We start from the raw sequence: 14641 nt of genomic DNA on the forward strand, positions 1-14641 counted from the left end.
ATGAGGCGCGACACCGGCGTGGGGCGACGATGACGCAGTATCTCGATTTCGAAAAGCCGCTCTCGGAGATCGAGGGCAAGGCCGAAGAACTCCGGGCGATGGCCCGCTCCGACGCCAAGATGGATGTCGAGAAGGAGGCCGCGGCGCTCGACAAGAAGGCCAAGGACATCCTCGCCGGGCTCTACAAGGGCCTGACCCCCTGGCAGAAGGCGCAGGTCGCCCGCCACGCCTCCCGCCCCCATTGCAAGGACTACATCGAGGCGCTGTTCACCGAGTTCACCCCGCTCGCCGGCGACCGCAACTTCGCCGATGACCACGCGGTGATGGGCGGGCTCGGCCGGCTGGGCGATCGCGCGGTCATGGTGATCGGCCACGAGAAGGGCCACGACACCCGCACCCGGATCGAGCGGAACTTCGGCATGGCCCGGCCCGAGGGTTACCGCAAGGCGATCCGCCTGATGGAGATGGCCGACCGCTTCGGCCTGCCCGTCGTCACCCTGATCGACACGCCCGGCGCCTATCCCGGCAAGGGCGCGGAGGAGCGGGGGCAGTCCGAGGCCATCGCCCGCTCGACCCAGGCCTGTCTTCGGCTCGGCGTGCCGCTGGTTTCGGTCGTCATCGGCGAAGGCGGGTCCGGCGGTGCCGTCGCCTTCGCCACCGCCAATCGCGTCGCCATGCTGGAGCATTCGATCTACTCGGTGATCTCGCCCGAGGGCTGCGCCTCGATCCTGTGGAAGGACGCCGAGAAGATGCGCGAGGCCGCCGAGGCGCTGCGCCTGACCGCGCAGGACCTGCACAAGCTGGGCGTCATCGACCGCATCGTCCGCGAACCGCTGGGCGGCGCCCATCGCGACGGCAAGGCCGCCATCGCCGCCGTCGGAAAGGCGCTGGAACAGATGCTGGGCGAACTGTCCGGGCAGGACCGCGACGCGCTGCGCGACGCGCGGCGGCAGAAGTTCCTCAAGATGGGCTCGCAGGGCCTGGCCGCCTGACGCGGGCTTATCCCTCGCGGCGGTAGACCCCTTCGGGCAGGTCCAGCGCGACCAGCAGGTCGCGGACCTGTCCCATCGTCAGCGTGACCTGCACGGGCTCGCCGCTGCGCGGGTCGAGTTGCCTGAGCGTGATGCATTCCTCGAAGGCCGAGACGGTGACGTCCTCGCCCGGTGGCGTGCCGGGCTCGGGCTCGTCGACCAGGGTGACGACGGTGGCGTCGAACTCGTGCTCGATGGTGAACATCAGCGCGCCCTCCGCGCGACCCGGCGCCGGTGCATCCGGTAGAGCAGCGGCGCCGCCACCCGGTCGTAGAGCCAGTCCGACCCCTGCCGCAGCCCCGGTGCGCCCGTCACCCGCGCCAGCCACGCGATCTGCGGCATCTGCCGCCAGAGCAGGCGGAACGCCTCCATCCCCGAGACCACGCGCCCTTGGTGGCGGACGTGCAGCCGCCGTGCCGCCGCGTCGGCATCGACGCCCCAGTCGGCCAGCCCGGGCCCCTGCAACGCGTCGAAGCGTATCGGCAGGCCGTTGCGCTGCGCCCGGCCGCGGTAGTGGTCGATCTCGCGCGAACAGATCGGGCATTCCGCGTTGTAGAGCACCCGGGTCTCCTCGCCTGTCTCTTCGTCATGTCCTGACATCGCGCGCCTCCGGTCTATACTGCATGGAAAGGTATGAACCGGAGGGACAATGTCCATGCGTCGAACCATCCTCGCCGCGCTTTCGGCGCTCCTGCTCGTCGGATGCCAGATCGAGACGGGAGGCGCGCCCGCCCCCGTCCCCGCGCCACCCCCCGTCCCGGCCACCGACCGGGTGAGCAGCGCGACCGCCGTGGCCAACTTCCGCGACGCCGTCGCCCGGGTGGAACCGGCGGCCGAGTCGCTCTGCCGCGACCGGGCGCCGCGCCTCAACTGCGACTTCCTGATCCGGGTCGATCCCGATCCGCGCCTGCCGCCGAACGCCTTCCAGTCGCTCGACCGGAGCGGGCGCCCGGTGCTGACCTTCACGCGCGCGCTGATCGCCGAAGCGCGCAACCAGGACGAAATCGCCTTCGTCATCGGCCACGAGGCCGCCCACCATGTCGAGGAGCACATCGCCCGCCAGCGGGATTCGGCGACCGCCGGGCTGGTCATCGGCGCGGCGATCGGGTCCGTCCTCGGCGGGGATCAGGCCACGGTCGAGGGGCTGGCGCGCGCGGGCTCGCAGGTCGGGGCGCGGCGATTCTCGAAGGAGCACGAGCTGGAGGCCGACGCGCTGGGCACGATCATCACCGCCCGCGCGGGCTACGACCCGATCCGCGGCGCCGCCTTCTTCACCCGCATCCCCGATCCGGGCGACCGCTTCCTCGGCACCCACCCGCCCAATGCCGACCGAATCGCCGTCGTGCGGCGTGTCGCCTCAACTCTCTGAGATCAGGGGAACGTCTGGCCGGTCGAGGGGGTTTTCCGGGTAACTCACGGAGGATCCGATGACCGAACGACGCCAAGTCCTGACCGGGACGCTCGCCGTCGCCGCCCTCGCCGGGGGCGGCGTCTGGTGGGCCACCCAGCGCCCCGGCAACGCCGCCGAAAGCGGCGACTATCCCATTGATCTCAGCCCCGAGGAGTGGCGCGCGCGCCTCACTGACGCCGAATACGCCGTCCTGCGCGAGGAGGGGACCGAGCCGCCCTTCTCCAGCCCGCTGAACGCCAACAAGGCCGAAGGAACCTATGTCTGCGGGGGCTGCGAGAACCCCGTCTACTCCTCCGAGACCAAGTTCGAGAGCGGGACCGGCTGGCCCAGCTTCTGGGAGCCGATCTCGCCCGAGGCGGTCGGCACCAAGACCGACTTCAAGCTCGTCCTGCCGCGGACGGAGGTGCATTGCGCCCGCTGCGGCGGCCATCTGGGTCACATCTTCGACGACGGCCCCCCGCCGACCGGCAAACGACACTGCCTGAACGGGGTCGCGCTCGACTTCGTGCCGGCCGAGGCCTGAGCGGCCAACGCGAACGTGACTGGCCCGCATCCCCGCGGGCGATAGGGTCGGGCGCATGCGCCTGACCCTTCTTCTGTGCCTTCTCCTCTCCGGCCCGGCCCTCGCTTGCACCGGCGCCGAGGAATGCGCGCTCGGAGACCGCGCCTATCACGTCCGGGAGCCAGAGGGCTGGGACGGCGTGACGCCCCTGCCGGTGATGCTCCATTTCCACGGCTGGGGCCGGCAGGGCGAGACGATCATGACCCACGCCCGGATCGCTGGCGCGACGGTGCCGCGCGGCGTGCTGCTGGTCGCGCCGGACGGGCTGGGCCGGTCCTGGGCGTTCCGCAGCCCGAACTCACGCGACACGCCCTTCGCCCGCGCCGTGCTGGCGGAGGTCGCCGCGCGCTACCCGACCGACGGCCGCCTGATCGTGTCCGGCTACAGCTGGGGCGCGCTGATGGCCGCGCGCTTCGCCTGCGAGAGCGGGGCCGAGGTCGATGCGCTGCTGCTCGTCGCGGGCGCCTTCCCGCCCGGCACCCCGTGCGCGGGACGGCCGAGGCGCGTGGCCCATGTCCACGGCACGGACGACACCGTTCTCGACTTCCCCTACGGCCCGGATGGCGCGCCGACCCATGCCGTCGCCCTCTGGCGCGAACGGCTCGGTTGCGACAAGGCGCCGGACCGGCGCTACGACTGGCAGGCGGTGAGTTGGCTCACCCATGACCGGCATGAATGGGACTGTGCCGCAGGGCGCGTGTCGATGGACGTCCATCCCGCCAGCCACCTGATCCCGCGCGGCTGGTTCGCCCGTCTGCTGGACGAAATCCTCGGCTGACTTGCGCTGGATCAAGGCGCGGGCGCGGGGCGCCGCGCAAGCTCAAGGCCTCAACACGGAGGACCGCCCGATGAGCCGACCGCATCCGATGGGAGACGTGCGCAAGCACCTGGTGCTGCTCCGGACCATGGCAGCGCAGACCGGCGCCGACACGGTCCGCGCCTTCGACGACGGCACGCTCGATCCGCAGGGCTGGAGCGAGGCGGTCAACCGCTGCCGCGACTGCCGCTGGGTCGAGGGCTGCCGCCGCTTCCTGGCAGAGCCCTACGAGGGCCGCCGCGAGATCCCGGGCGCCTGCGCCAACGCCCCGCTGCTGCGCGAGATCGTGCTGCCGGGGTGACCTGCCTCGGCCCCTGCGCCCGAAGCGGGCCGGCGGTTTTGGCGGGAGGGAGGCGGGTCTGTCCCGGGTCGCCTGATCGCCGCCGGTCAGGTTTTTTCCCGCCGCCCCCACAGGTCGTACTCGCTCGCCTCCTCGACCTCGACGGTCAGGATGTCGCCGGGCGCGAGTCCCTCGAAGCCTTCGTCTATGAACAGGTTCCCGTCGATCTCGGGCGCATCGGCCTTGGTGCGGCAGGTCGCGCCTTCGCCGTCGACCGCATCCACGATGACCTCGACCCGCGTGCCGACCTTCGCCTCCAGCTTGGCCGCCGAGATCGCCTGCGCCTTCGCCATGAACCGCTCGAACCGCTCGGCCTTCACCTCGTCCGGGACGTGGTCGGGCAGGGCATTCGACCGCGCCCCCGCGACGTTCTCGTACTGGAACGCGCCGACCCGGTCGAGCTGCGCCTCGTCGAGCCAGTCGAGCAGGGTCTGGAACTCCGCCTCGGTCTCGCCGGGATAGCCCACGATGAAGGTCGAGCGCAGCGCGATCTCGGGGCAGATCGCGCGCCATTCGGCGATGCGGTCCAGCGTCTTCTCGGCGGCGGCGGGCCGGGCCATGCGACGCAGCGTGTCGGGATGGGCGTGCTGGAACGGAACGTCGAGATAGGGCAGCACCAGCCCCTCGGCCATCAGGGGCACGAGGTCGCGCACGAAGGGGTAGGGGTAGACGTAATGCAGCCGCACCCAGGCGCCGAGGCTGCCCAGGTCGCGCGCAAGGTCCACGATCTCCTGCCCCGGGCGGGTCGAGCGGTCCTTCCAGTCGGTCCCATAGGCCGAGGTGTCCTGGCTGATGACCAGCAGTTCCCTCACGCCGGCCTCGACCAGCTTCTCGGCCTCGCGCACGACCGCGCGATGGGGACGCGACGCCAGCCGCCCGCGCATGTCGGGGATGATGCAGAACCTGCACTTGTGATTGCAGCCCTCGGCGATCTTCAGATAGCTGAAATGCCGGGGCGTCAGGCTGACGCCGCTTGCAGGCAGCAGGTCGACGAACGGATCGGGCGCCGGCGGGACGGCGGCGTGCACGGCGTCCAGCACCTGCTCGTATTGATGCGGCCCGGTCACGGCCAGCACCTTCGGATGCGCGCCGGTGATGTAGTCGGGCTCCGCCCCGAGGCAGCCGGTGACGATGACGCGCCCGTTCTCGCGCAGCGCCTCGCCGATGGCGTCGAGGCTTTCGGCCTTGGCCGAGTCGAGAAAGCCGCAGGTGTTCACGATCACCGCCTCGGCGCCCGCATAGTCGGGCGAGATCGCATAGCCCTCGGCCCTGAGCCGGGTCAGGATGCGCTCGCTGTCGACCAGCGCCTTGGGGCAGCCGAGCGAGACCATGCCGATCCGGGGCTGACCGGGGCGGGCGTCGCTGGGCACGGTGGCTTTCGGCGCCAGGTCCGGGCGCAGGTCGGGCGGGTTCTGAGACATGGGCGCCACATAGGGCCGGGCGAGTTGCACGGGAACCCCTTGCGGAAGGCCCCGGTGACGATAGCGTGGCGAAAAAAGGTCCAGCCAGAGAGGCCGAGCAGATGAGATGGCTCTTCCGCGTCACGCTGACGCTTCTGACGCTTGTCGTCGCGGCCGTCCTGGCCGTCATGTTCGTCCCCGCCGAGCCGGTCGTCCGACTCGCTGCCGAGCGGTTCCAGGCCGAGACCGGCCGGGTGCTGACCGTCGAGGGCCCCGTCCGCGCGACGCTCTGGCCCCGGATCGGGGTGACGGCCGAGGGGGTCTCGGTCTCCAACGCCGACTGGGCGGGCGCGCAGCCGATGCTGAAGGCCCGCGCGCTGGAGATCGGGATCGACCCGATGGCGCTGCTGCAGGGCGAGGTGGCGATCAAGGCTTTGCAGGTCGAGGGCGCGCAGCTCGCGCTGGAACGCCGCGCCGATGGGACCGGCAACTGGGAATTTCCAAGCGCGGCCTCTGCCGGCGGCGGCGGGGCCACGGCCGAGGCGCGGGCAGTCTCCATCGACCGCGCGGTGCTGAAGGGCGCGCGCATCAGCTTCACCGACCGCGCGGCCGAACAGACCTGGCTTCTTGAGGCGGTCGACCTGACCGCCGCGCTGCCGGGGCTGGACCAGCCGCTCGGACTGAAGGGCACCGCGCTGATGAACGGCGTCGCGCTGGCGCTCGACGCGCGGGTCGACGGCGTCTCGGCGCTGGCCTCGGGCGCGCTGACGCCGGTGCGCGTCTCGCTGCGCTCCGCAGGCACCGAGATCGTGGCCGAGGGCCGTGCCGATCTCGACCCGCTCTCCTTCGCGGGGCGGCTGGACGTCTCCAGCGACGACAGGCTCGCGCTGCTGGCCGCGCTGGGGGGCGCACCGCTTGACCTGCCGCCGGGCCTCGGCCGCGACCGGCTGGCGCTGATGGCCGAGATGACGCTCGCCCCCGAGGGCAGCCTGCACCTGCGCGGCATGGACCTGACGCTGGACGGCAACGCGCTGTCGGGCGGGCTGGACCTGGTGCAGGGGGCCGAGCGGCCGCGCATCACTGCGACCCTGCAGGCGCCGGCGCTGGACCTCACCGCGCTCAGCCGCGAAGGGCAGGGCGGCGAGAGCGCTCTGGTCGCCGAGACCGGCTGGGGGCGCGAGACGATCGACGTCTCGGCGCTGTTCGCTGCCGATGGCGAACTGACCTTCACCTCGGGTCCGGTCACGCTGGGCGACGCGCGGCTCGATGCGGTGTCGATGGCGGCGACGCTCGACCAGGGGCGCGCCGTGGCCATCTTCCGCCCGATCCGCGCCTATGGCGGCGAGATCACCGGCGAATGGGTCGTCAACGGGCGCGGCGGGCTGTCCACCCGCGCCGTGCTGGACCTGAAGGGGTTGCAGATGGAGCCCTTCCTGACCGAATTCACCGATTTCGACCGGCTGGTCGGGCAGGCCGACATCTCGGTCAACCTGCTGGGCGTCGGAGACACGGCGCAGGCACTGATGAGCAGCCTCGACGGCGAGGTCTCGTTCCTCGTCGGCAAGGGCGAACTGCTGGGCCTCGACCTCGCCGGGATGATTCGGACCTTGGACCTCGAGTATCGAGGCGCGGGGCAGAAGACGATCTTCGACGGCATCTCGGCGAGCTTCGCCGTGACCGACGGCGTGGCGCGCGGCGACGACCTCGCCTTCACCGCGCCGCTTCTGGCGGCGACCGGCGCGGGGACCGTGGATCTGGGCGCGCGTCGGCTCGACTACCGGCTGATGGCCAACCTGCGCCGCTCGGCCGAGAGCGAAGGGATCATCGTCCCGATCCTGTTCAAGGGCCCGTGGTCCGATGTCTCGATCCGGCCCGACCTCGAATGGCTCGCCCGCCGCGAGCTGGAGGCCCGCGCCCGCGTGGAGGCCGAGAAGATCGAGGCCCGCGTCCGTGCCGAGGCCGAGGAAGCCGCCCGCCGCGCCGAGCAGGTCGCGCGCCAGAAGCTGGCCGACGAGCTGAACGTCAATGTCGAGGCGCTGGGCTCCCGCGAGGCGATCGAGGCGGCGATCCGCGACCGGGTCGGCGCGCAGCTGCTGGACGCGCTGCGCAACCGTTAAGCGGTCTCGCTTCGGGTGGACCCTACAGGCCGGGCGCGCTATCTGCGGCGCCACCCGGACCGGAGCGAACAGACCATGAGCGTCAGCCTCAAGGACACCGTCATCAAGCCCCTCCATCCGGAGGGGCCGAAATTCATCGCGATCTTCGCCATCGCGGCGGTGATCGGCGGCATCCTGTGGGACCCGCTCGGCATCCTCGGCGTCGTCCTGACGATCTGGTGCTACTACTTCTTCCGCGACCCGAACCGCATCGTCCCGATGGAGCCGGGGCAGGTGGTCTCGCCCGCCGACGGACTTGTCTCGCTGGTGGAACCGGCCGTGCCCCCGGCCGAGCTTGGCCTCGGGCCCGAGCCGCGGATGCGTGTCTCGGTCTTCATGTCGGTCTTCGACTGCCACGTGAACCGCGCCCCGGTCGAGGGAGAGGTGACGAAGATCGCCTATCACCCGGGCAAGTTCTTCTCGGCCGAGCTCGACAAGGCCTCCGACGAGAACGAACGCAACGGGCTGGTCCTGACCATGGCGGACGGCACGCGGATCGGCGTCGTGCAGATCGCGGGCCTCGTGGCGCGGCGCATCCTCTGCGAGACGGACGAGGGCGCGCTTCTGACCCGGGGCGAGCGCTTCGGGATCATCCGCTTCGGATCGCGGCTCGACGTCTACCTGCCCGAGGGGACGGCGCCGAAGGTCTCGGTCGGGCAGAAGATGACGGCGGGCGAATCCGTCATCGCGATCCTCGGCGACCCGGTCCAGGCGACCGCGCGCGAGATCTGACATGGCCGACGATACCCCCGAGGACATCCCCGAGGAGACCGGCCGCCCGATCCGCGTCGTCGCCCTGATCCCCAACCTCGTCACCATCGTCGGCCTGTGCTTCGGGCTGACCGCCATCCGCTTCGCCGTCGAATCGCGCTATGAACTGGCGGCCGGGCTCCTGATCCTCGCGGCGCTGATCGACGGCATGGACGGGTTGCTGGCCCGCCGGCTCAACGCGGCCTCGCCCTTCGGGGCGGAGCTCGACTCGCTGTCGGACTTCGTCTGCTTCGGCGTGGCGCCGGCGCTGATCGTCTACCAGTTTGGCCTCAAGGACGTGCTGGGGCTGGGCTGGATCGCCGCACTGACCTTCGCGATCTGCTGCTGCCTGCGCCTTGCGCGCTTCAACGTGGCCGCGAAGGACGAGACCAACGACAGCGGCTCCTTCACCGGGGTGCCCGCGCCCGCGGGCGCGATGCTGGGCCTTTTCCCGCTGACGCTGTTCCTTGCGGGCTTCGCGGACTTGCGCGACTGGCAGTTCCTCATCGCCATCTGGATGTTGTTCGTTGGCGGGCTGATGATCGCGCGCTTCCCGACGATCTCGCTGAAGGCGATGAAGGTCAGCCGCGACAACGCCGTCTACGTTCTGCTGGGCGCGGCGGTCGTGATCGGGCTGATGCTCACCCGGTTGTGGCTGTTCCATGTCTGCGCGACCGTCATCTACCTGGCGCTGATCCTGCTGGGCGCCGCACGGCGCCGCCGCGCCCACTGATCCAAGGAGCTTTCGTGGACGCCGACGCCGTCACCCGCACCTATCGCCGCTGGGCCCCGATCTACGACGCGACCTTCGGGCGCGTGACCTCGCCGGGCCGGCGGCGTGCCACCGCCCATGTGAACGCCTCGGGCGGGCGCGTTCTGGAGGTCGGGGTCGGCACCGGCCTTGCGCTCGGCCATTACGGCGAGGGCGTCGAAGTCACGGGTATCGACTTCAGCGAGGAGATGCTGGCGCTGGCGCGCGACCGCGTCTCGGCGCAGGGCCTCAGCCGGGTCGGTGGGCTGCGGCAGATGGATGCGCGGACGCTGGACTTTCCGGACGACAGCTTCGACGTGGTGGTGGCGATGTACCTGATCTCTGTCGTGCCGGAGCCGCAGCGGGTGCTGGCCGAGATGGCGCGCGTCTGCAAGCCCGAGGGCGAGATCGTCATCGTCAACCATTTCGCCGCCGAGACGGGCCCGCTGAACCGGCTGGAGCGGTTCATGGGCCCCTTTGCAGACCGGATGGGCTGGCATTCGGATTTCGAGATCTCGACGGTGCTCGAGTCCGGCCATGTCGAGGAGGTCGCGCGCGAGGGGCTGGCGCCGCTGGGGCTGTTCACCTTCCTGCGGCTGCGGCCGGTGAAGGCCGCCGCCTGAGCGCGGGCGCTCAGTTTTCCCAGGCGATGTCGGCGCCGAGCCGCGTGAGGTTCTCGGTGAAGTTCGGATGCGCCCGCTTGACGGGCCCCGCGTTCAGGATGCGCGACGGCCCGTCGATCTGGATCGCCGCGATCAGCAGGCCGACGACGACGCGGATGATGTAGGGCGCCTCCACCTCGGCGGGCTTCAGGCGATTGCCGCCGAAGACGATCAGGCGGTGGGGGTCCGAAAGGTGGCAGCGCACGCCGAACTTGGCCAGCTCCGCCGACCAGCCCATCGCGCCTTCGTAGACCTTGTTCCAGAACATCACGTCGCCGGTGCAGCCCACCGCCACGCCGATGGCCTGCGGCAGCAGGTCGGCGGGGAAGTAGGGCCAAGGCGCGGCCTCGATCTTGGGCGTCATCTGCGCCGTCAGCGGCGGCGTCACGTCTCGGGTCCAGCCAGTGACGGTGACGGCGCCGGGCCGGAGGTCGAACTGCAGGCCGAGCTTGCCGAACTGGTCGAGGATCAGCGGCATCTCGTCGAGGATGTCGGTCTCGACCGTCACCCGCCCGCCCGAGACGCCGCCGAGCGCGAGGAAGGTCGCGACCTCGTGGTGATCGTCGGGGACGCGGCGCGTGGCCCCGCCGAGCGAGGCCGCCCCCGTCACCGTCAGGCGCGAGGTGCCGATGCCATCGACCTGCGCGCCCATCTCGACCAGCATGTGGCAGAGCGACTGGACATGCGGCTCCGACGCGGCGTTGGTCAGGACGCTGGTCCCCTCGGCCATGGACGCGATCAGCAGGAAGGTTTCGGTCGCGGTGACCGAGGCGTATTCGGCCCATATCGCCTGCGCGTCCGGCCGCCCGGACAGCGTCAGGTCGATCTCGTCCGTGTCGGCCTGCACCGCGCCGAAGCGTTTGAGGATTGCGATATGCGGGTCGATCTCGCGGATGCCGAGCGCGCAGCCCTTGGCGTCCACGTCGAAGCGCAGATGCCCGTGGCGGAGCAGGATCGGCGCCAGCAGCATGATCGCCGAGCGGATGCGCAGCGGCAGCTTCTCGATCGCGTCGGGAATCAGGCGCTCGGGGTGGTCGACCTCCAGCACCTGCGCAGCCTTGTCGTAGCTGACCTGGCTGCCCAGCGCGCGGAAATAGTCGAGGAACTTGTCGACGTCCGTGATGTCGGGCACGTTTTCCAGCCGCACCGGCGCATCGGTCAGCAGCGTCGCGCAGAGCATCGGCAGCACGGCGTTCTTGTTGCCGTTCGGGCGGATCGTGCCCGACAGCGGACGCCCCCCGTTCACCACGAGATTGGCCATGGGGCCTCCGGTCAGGTCAGGATCAGCGGCGCCGGTCGCGGCGCGAGGACATCGGCTGGAACGCCACCGAGACATGCGCCTCGCAATAGGGCTTGCCGGCCTGGACGGGCAGGCCGCAGAACCAGAACTTCTCGGTCGCGGGATCGCCGATGGGCCATTTGCAGGTCCGCTCGGTCAGCTCCATCAGGCTGATCTTCTTCGCCGTCTTCTCGACCGCGTTGACCTTGGCCAGCGCCTCGGCGCTGATCTCGTTGGCCGAGGGCTGCGGCGGCAGGGGCTGGCCCGCCATCAGCGGCTTGCGGAGCGGCGTGACGTTTGTGCCCTGCGGCACGGCGGCCATGGTGCGCGGCTCGTCGTCGTCGTCCTCCTCCTCGTCGGACTCGTCCGGCTCGGGGGCGGCGGCGAACTCTGGCTCGGGGGCGGGATCGGCCTCCGGCTCCGGGGCGGCGGCGACGGCTTCGGAGGCCTCGGCGGGCGCGGCCTCGTCTTCCTTGCCCTGGTTGCGGTTCGACAGGCCCAGGCGGTGGACCTTGCCGATGACCGCGTTGCGCGTCACGCCGCCCAGTTCCTTGGCGATCTGCGAGGCGCTCGCGCCCTCGCCCCACATGCGCTTGAGCGTCTCGACGCGCTCGTCGGTCCAGGCCATTCTCGTCTCCGTAATCTGCAGGGGGCGTCGCCGAAACGAGCCTGTGCGGGCACGCACGGGCCGATCCCCGGGGTTGTCCTATTGTAAGGTCTGACGCCGCCGTTACAAGCGGCCCCCGGACCGATGCAGGAGAAGCCCATGCCGACCGACGCCGCCGCGACACGCCCCAGCCCGCAGGATCAGGGGGTTCGCCGCTTCGGCCGCGTCAACTGGCTGGGCACGGCGACCCTGGTCGAGCGGGAGGTGCGCCGCTTCATGGCCGTCTGGACCCAGACCCTGCTGGCCCCGATTGTCACCGCAGGCCTGTTCCTGATGATCTTCACCATCGCCGTGGGCGAGCGGCGGGGCGAGGTGATGGGCGTCAGCTTCCTGCACTTCCTGGCGCCGGGCCTTCTGATGATGACGGTGATCCAGAACAGCTTCGCCAACGTCTCCTCCTCGATCTCCTCGGCCAAGGTGCAGGGCAACATCGTCGACACGCTGATGCCGCCGCTTTCCGCCGGAGAGCTGCTGACCGGCTATCTGGCCGGCGGGATCGCGCGCGGCGTGATCGTGTCGGTGGCCATCGCCCTAGCGATCTTCCCGACGATCGGGCTGGGCGTCGCCAACCCGCTGATGGCGCTGGTCTGGGTGGTGCTGGGCGGGGCCTTCCTCGGCGCTCTGGGCATCATGGCCGGCATCTTCGCCAACAAGTTCGACCAGGTGGCGGCCATCACCAACTTCATCATCACGCCGCTCAGCTTCCTGTCGGGCACGTTCTACTCGCTCGACACGATGCCGCCGGTGCTGGCCGCGATCAGCCATGCAAATCCGGTCTTCTACCTGATCGACGGGCTCCGGAGCTCCGTCCTCGGCGTGTCGGATTCCTCGCCCTGGCTGGGCTTCGTCATCGTGCTGACGGCGACGGCCCTGGTCTGCGCCGGCGCGTGGTGGATGTTCCGGACGGGCTATCGGCTCAAGCCCTGACGGCGCGCCCCTCGCGCCAGGCCAGCGTCAGCGCGCCCGCGACGATCAGCCCCGCGCCGGTCCAGCCGACCGCGTCGGGCAGGGTGCCGAACAGCATCAGGTCGTAGACCCCCGCGAAGACCAGCGTCAGGTAGGTGAAGGGCGTCACGAAGCTGGTCTCCGCCCGGCGGAGCCCGTTGACGAAACAGCCCTGCGCGCAGGCCATGGCGAGGCCCAGCGCCGCCATCGCCGTCCATTGCGCCCCGGTCGGCGCCTGCCAGACGGGCAGGGCGGTCAACGTCGCGAAGATCACGCCGATCCCGTTCGAGAAGGCGAGGATCGTGAGCGGCCCCTCGCGGCGGGTCAGCCGCTTGATCAGCAGCACCTCGGCCCCGAGCGCCAGCGCCGCACCCAGCGCTAGCAGCGCGCCGGGCGCGAAGACTCCGGCACCGGGCCGGATCAGCAGCAGCCCGCCGGCGAGCGCGATGGCGGCGGCGCTCCAGCGGACGGGGCCGACCCGCTCGCCCAGGAACAGGACGGCCAGCACCATCGCGACGATCGGGTTGAGGAAGCTGATCGCGGTCGCCTCGGCCAACGGGATCGTGGCGACCGAGGCGAACATCAGCGTCACGCCGCCCCAGCCGAACAGGACGCGCAAGGCATGCCAGCGCCACTGGCCGAAACCGATCGCGGGGCGGAGCGCCACGACGACCGCGCCCACCGCGAGTGCGGCGAAGGCGAAGCGCCCGAAGGTGATCTGGAACGGATGCAGCGGAGCGCCGAGTGCCGGCGTCCCCAGCGCCTTCGCCAGCAGCGTCGTCGCGGCGATAAAGGCCGCGGCCGCGACCATGAAGGCGGCGGCGGTGCTGCGGGGGCCGAACTCCTCGCGCAGGGCGGGGGTGTCAGACACCCAGGCACCAGCGCATGATCGCCTTCTGCGCATGCAGCCGGTTCTCGGCCTCGTCGAACACGACCGAGCGCGGGCCGTCCAGCACCTCGTCCGTCACCTCTTCGCCGCGATGGGCGGGCAGGCAGTGCATGACCAGCGCGTGGTCCGGGGCGGCCTGCATCAGGCGCTCGTTCACCTGGTAGGGGCGCAGCAGGTTGTGGCGGCGCTGGCGGCTCGACTCCGGGTCGCCCATCGAGACCCAGGTGTCGGTGACGACGAGGTCGGCGTCGCGCACCGCGACCGCGGGGTCGCGCTCGATCCGGACTTCGCAGCCCGCGTTGCGCGCGGCGCCGACGAGACGGGGATCGGGGTCGAGCTGCTGGGGACCCGAGAAGGTGAAGTGGAAGCCGAAGCTCGCCGCGGCATGCAGGAAGCTCTGTGCCACATTGTTGCCGTCGCCCATCCAGGCGACGCGCTTGCCCCTGATGGGCCCGCGATGTTCCTCGAAGGTCATCACGTCGGCCATGATCTGGCAGGGGTGGGAGGTGTCGGTCAGCCCGTTGATGACGGGCACGGCCGCGTGCTCTGCCATCTCGGCCAGGATGTCCTCGCCGAAGGTGCGGATCATGATGAGGTCGACGTAGCGGCTGAGCACGCGGGCCGTGTCGGCGATGGTCTCCCCATGGCCGAGCTGCATCTCGGCGCCCGACAGCACGATCGAGGTGCCGCCCATCTGCCGGACGCCCACATCGAAGCTGACCCGGGTGCGGGTCGAGGGCTTCTCGAAGATCAGGGCCACGACATGGCCCGTCAGGGGCAGGGCATCGTCGGGCGTGCCCTTCGGGCGGGCGCCCCGGGCCGCCTTCATCTCGGCGGCGGACTTGAGGATCGCGCGGAGTTCGGCAGGGTCGGTGCGGTGGATATCGAGGAAATGGGGCATCGGCAGCTTTCGGCGGAAAGGCCGGGGGCGACGGGGGGCGAAAGAGGGGCCAGGGGACCCGTCCCCCTCCGAATGCCCCC

Annotated in this window: 17 protein-coding genes; 10 read left to right on the top strand and 7 right to left on the bottom strand. The window is 70.8% G+C overall.

The window, feature by feature from the left end; genetic code table 11:
• Positions 1 to 29 precede the first annotated feature (29 nt).
• Entirely contained in the window at positions 30 to 992 is a 963-nt protein-coding gene (locus tag DR046_RS06800) for an acetyl-CoA carboxylase carboxyltransferase subunit alpha (RefSeq protein WP_115381251.1), read from the top strand.
• Between the two features lie 7 nt (positions 993 to 999).
• Here DR046_RS06800 and DR046_RS06805 read toward each other — a convergent pair whose 3' ends face one another.
• Positions 1000 to 1236 (bottom strand): DUF8831 family protein, encoded by a 237-nt coding sequence (locus tag DR046_RS06805; protein WP_115381253.1) that lies wholly within the window; start codon positions 1234 to 1236, stop codon positions 1000 to 1002.
• On the bottom strand, positions 1236 to 1631 hold the full coding sequence (locus DR046_RS06810) for a thiol-disulfide oxidoreductase DCC family protein (protein ID WP_115381255.1): 396 nt from the start codon (positions 1629 to 1631) through the stop codon (positions 1236 to 1238). Before DR046_RS06810 ends, DR046_RS06805 begins: the two co-directional genes overlap by 1 nt.
• Positions 1632 to 1686: 55 nt before the next feature.
• On the opposite strand from DR046_RS06810, the gene DR046_RS06815 reads away from it, so the two are divergent.
• The 4 genes from DR046_RS06815 to DR046_RS06830 all read left to right on the top strand — a co-directional run bounded on the left by DR046_RS06815 (position 1687) and on the right by DR046_RS06830 (position 4122).
• On the top strand, positions 1687 to 2400 hold the full coding sequence (locus DR046_RS06815; protein WP_115381372.1) for a M48 family metallopeptidase: 714 nt from the start codon (positions 1687 to 1689) through the stop codon (positions 2398 to 2400).
• A gap of 58 nt (positions 2401 to 2458) precedes the next feature.
• The gene (msrB, locus tag DR046_RS06820) at positions 2459 to 2965 is read left to right on the top strand and encodes a peptide-methionine (R)-S-oxide reductase MsrB (protein ID WP_115381257.1); all 507 of its coding nucleotides are present in this window, start codon (positions 2459 to 2461) and stop codon (positions 2963 to 2965) included.
• Between the two features lie 55 nt (positions 2966 to 3020).
• Positions 3021 to 3782, top strand: a complete 762-nt coding sequence (locus DR046_RS06825; protein ID WP_115381258.1) for a CE1 family esterase — start codon at positions 3021 to 3023, stop codon at positions 3780 to 3782.
• 70 nt (positions 3783 to 3852) lie between these two features.
• Positions 3853 to 4122 carry a DUF6455 family protein gene (locus DR046_RS06830; RefSeq protein WP_135227265.1) on the top strand — a complete coding sequence of 90 codons (270 nt, stop codon included), beginning with the start codon at positions 3853 to 3855 and terminating at the stop codon, positions 4120 to 4122.
• A gap of 86 nt (positions 4123 to 4208) precedes the next feature.
• Here DR046_RS06830 and rimO read toward each other — a convergent pair whose 3' ends face one another.
• Complete coding sequence (gene rimO, locus DR046_RS06835) at positions 4209 to 5582, bottom strand: 30S ribosomal protein S12 methylthiotransferase RimO (RefSeq protein WP_167766946.1); 1374 nt, start codon at positions 5580 to 5582, stop codon at positions 4209 to 4211.
• Between the two features lie 101 nt (positions 5583 to 5683).
• Between rimO and DR046_RS06840 the strand changes: the two genes are divergently transcribed.
• The 4 genes from DR046_RS06840 (at position 5684) to DR046_RS06855 (ending at position 9841) form a co-directional block, all read left to right on the top strand.
• The gene (locus tag DR046_RS06840) at positions 5684 to 7678 is read left to right on the top strand and encodes an AsmA family protein (protein WP_115381262.1); all 1995 of its coding nucleotides are present in this window, start codon (positions 5684 to 5686) and stop codon (positions 7676 to 7678) included.
• A 75-nt stretch (positions 7679 to 7753) separates the two neighbouring features.
• Positions 7754 to 8449 (top strand): phosphatidylserine decarboxylase, encoded by a 696-nt coding sequence (locus DR046_RS06845; protein ID WP_115381264.1) that lies wholly within the window; start codon positions 7754 to 7756, stop codon positions 8447 to 8449.
• A gap of 1 nt (position 8450) precedes the next feature.
• Positions 8451 to 9200, top strand: a complete 750-nt coding sequence (gene pssA / locus DR046_RS06850) for a CDP-diacylglycerol--serine O-phosphatidyltransferase (protein ID WP_115381266.1) — start codon at positions 8451 to 8453, stop codon at positions 9198 to 9200.
• Between the two features lie 14 nt (positions 9201 to 9214).
• Entirely contained in the window at positions 9215 to 9841 is a 627-nt protein-coding gene (locus DR046_RS06855; protein ID WP_115381268.1) for a class I SAM-dependent methyltransferase, read from the top strand.
• Positions 9842 to 9851: 10 nt separating this feature from the next.
• Here DR046_RS06855 and DR046_RS06860 read toward each other — a convergent pair whose 3' ends face one another.
• Positions 9852 to 11141, bottom strand: coding sequence for a UDP-N-acetylglucosamine 1-carboxyvinyltransferase (locus DR046_RS06860; protein ID WP_115381270.1), 1290 nt, complete (start codon positions 11139 to 11141; stop codon positions 9852 to 9854).
• A gap of 22 nt (positions 11142 to 11163) precedes the next feature.
• The gene (locus DR046_RS06865; protein WP_115381272.1) at positions 11164 to 11787 is read right to left on the bottom strand and encodes a GcrA family cell cycle regulator; all 624 of its coding nucleotides are present in this window, start codon (positions 11785 to 11787) and stop codon (positions 11164 to 11166) included.
• A gap of 138 nt (positions 11788 to 11925) precedes the next feature.
• On the opposite strand from DR046_RS06865, the gene DR046_RS06870 reads away from it, so the two are divergent.
• Entirely contained in the window at positions 11926 to 12753 is an 828-nt protein-coding gene (locus DR046_RS06870) for an ABC transporter permease (protein ID WP_115381274.1), read from the top strand.
• Here the strand turns inward: DR046_RS06870 and DR046_RS06875 are convergent.
• Entirely contained in the window at positions 12743 to 13642 is a 900-nt protein-coding gene (locus DR046_RS06875) for a DMT family transporter (protein ID WP_306418031.1), read from the bottom strand. The two genes, DR046_RS06870 and DR046_RS06875, sit on opposite strands and share 11 nt — an antisense overlap.
• Positions 13635 to 14561 (bottom strand): ornithine carbamoyltransferase, encoded by a 927-nt coding sequence (argF, locus tag DR046_RS06880; RefSeq protein WP_115381278.1) that lies wholly within the window; start codon positions 14559 to 14561, stop codon positions 13635 to 13637. The genes DR046_RS06875 and argF overlap by 8 nt, the downstream gene beginning before the upstream one ends.
• Positions 14562 to 14641: the final 80 nt, after the last annotated feature.

This window comes from Jannaschia formosa, from assembly GCF_003340555.1.
GTDB lineage: Bacteria > Pseudomonadota > Alphaproteobacteria > Rhodobacterales > Rhodobacteraceae > Jannaschia > Jannaschia formosa.

Coding starts and splice junctions, on each gene's coding strand:
- DR046_RS06870 (WP_115381274.1), top strand. CDS start 11,926: ATGCCGACCGACGCCGCCGCGACACGCCCCAGCCCGCAGGATCAGGGG.
- msrB (WP_115381257.1), top strand. CDS start 2,459: ATGACCGAACGACGCCAAGTCCTGACCGGGACGCTCGCCGTCGCCGCC.
- DR046_RS06805 (WP_115381253.1), bottom strand. CDS start 1,236: ATGTTCACCATCGAGCACGAGTTCGACGCCACCGTCGTCACCCTGGTC.
- DR046_RS06840 (WP_115381262.1), top strand. CDS start 5,684: ATGAGATGGCTCTTCCGCGTCACGCTGACGCTTCTGACGCTTGTCGTC.
- DR046_RS06800 (WP_115381251.1), top strand. CDS start 30: ATGACGCAGTATCTCGATTTCGAAAAGCCGCTCTCGGAGATCGAGGGC.
- pssA (WP_115381266.1), top strand. CDS start 8,451: ATGGCCGACGATACCCCCGAGGACATCCCCGAGGAGACCGGCCGCCCG.
- DR046_RS06815 (WP_115381372.1), top strand. CDS start 1,687: ATGCGTCGAACCATCCTCGCCGCGCTTTCGGCGCTCCTGCTCGTCGGA.
- DR046_RS06810 (WP_115381255.1), bottom strand. CDS start 1,631: ATGTCAGGACATGACGAAGAGACAGGCGAGGAGACCCGGGTGCTCTAC.
- DR046_RS06825 (WP_115381258.1), top strand. CDS start 3,021: ATGCGCCTGACCCTTCTTCTGTGCCTTCTCCTCTCCGGCCCGGCCCTC.
- DR046_RS06845 (WP_115381264.1), top strand. CDS start 7,754: ATGAGCGTCAGCCTCAAGGACACCGTCATCAAGCCCCTCCATCCGGAG.
- rimO (WP_167766946.1), bottom strand. CDS start 5,582: ATGTCTCAGAACCCGCCCGACCTGCGCCCGGACCTGGCGCCGAAAGCC.
- DR046_RS06865 (WP_115381272.1), bottom strand. CDS start 11,787: ATGGCCTGGACCGACGAGCGCGTCGAGACGCTCAAGCGCATGTGGGGC.
- DR046_RS06830 (WP_135227265.1), top strand. CDS start 3,853: ATGAGCCGACCGCATCCGATGGGAGACGTGCGCAAGCACCTGGTGCTG.
- argF (WP_115381278.1), bottom strand. CDS start 14,561: ATGCCCCATTTCCTCGATATCCACCGCACCGACCCTGCCGAACTCCGC.
- DR046_RS06860 (WP_115381270.1), bottom strand. CDS start 11,141: ATGGCCAATCTCGTGGTGAACGGGGGGCGTCCGCTGTCGGGCACGATC.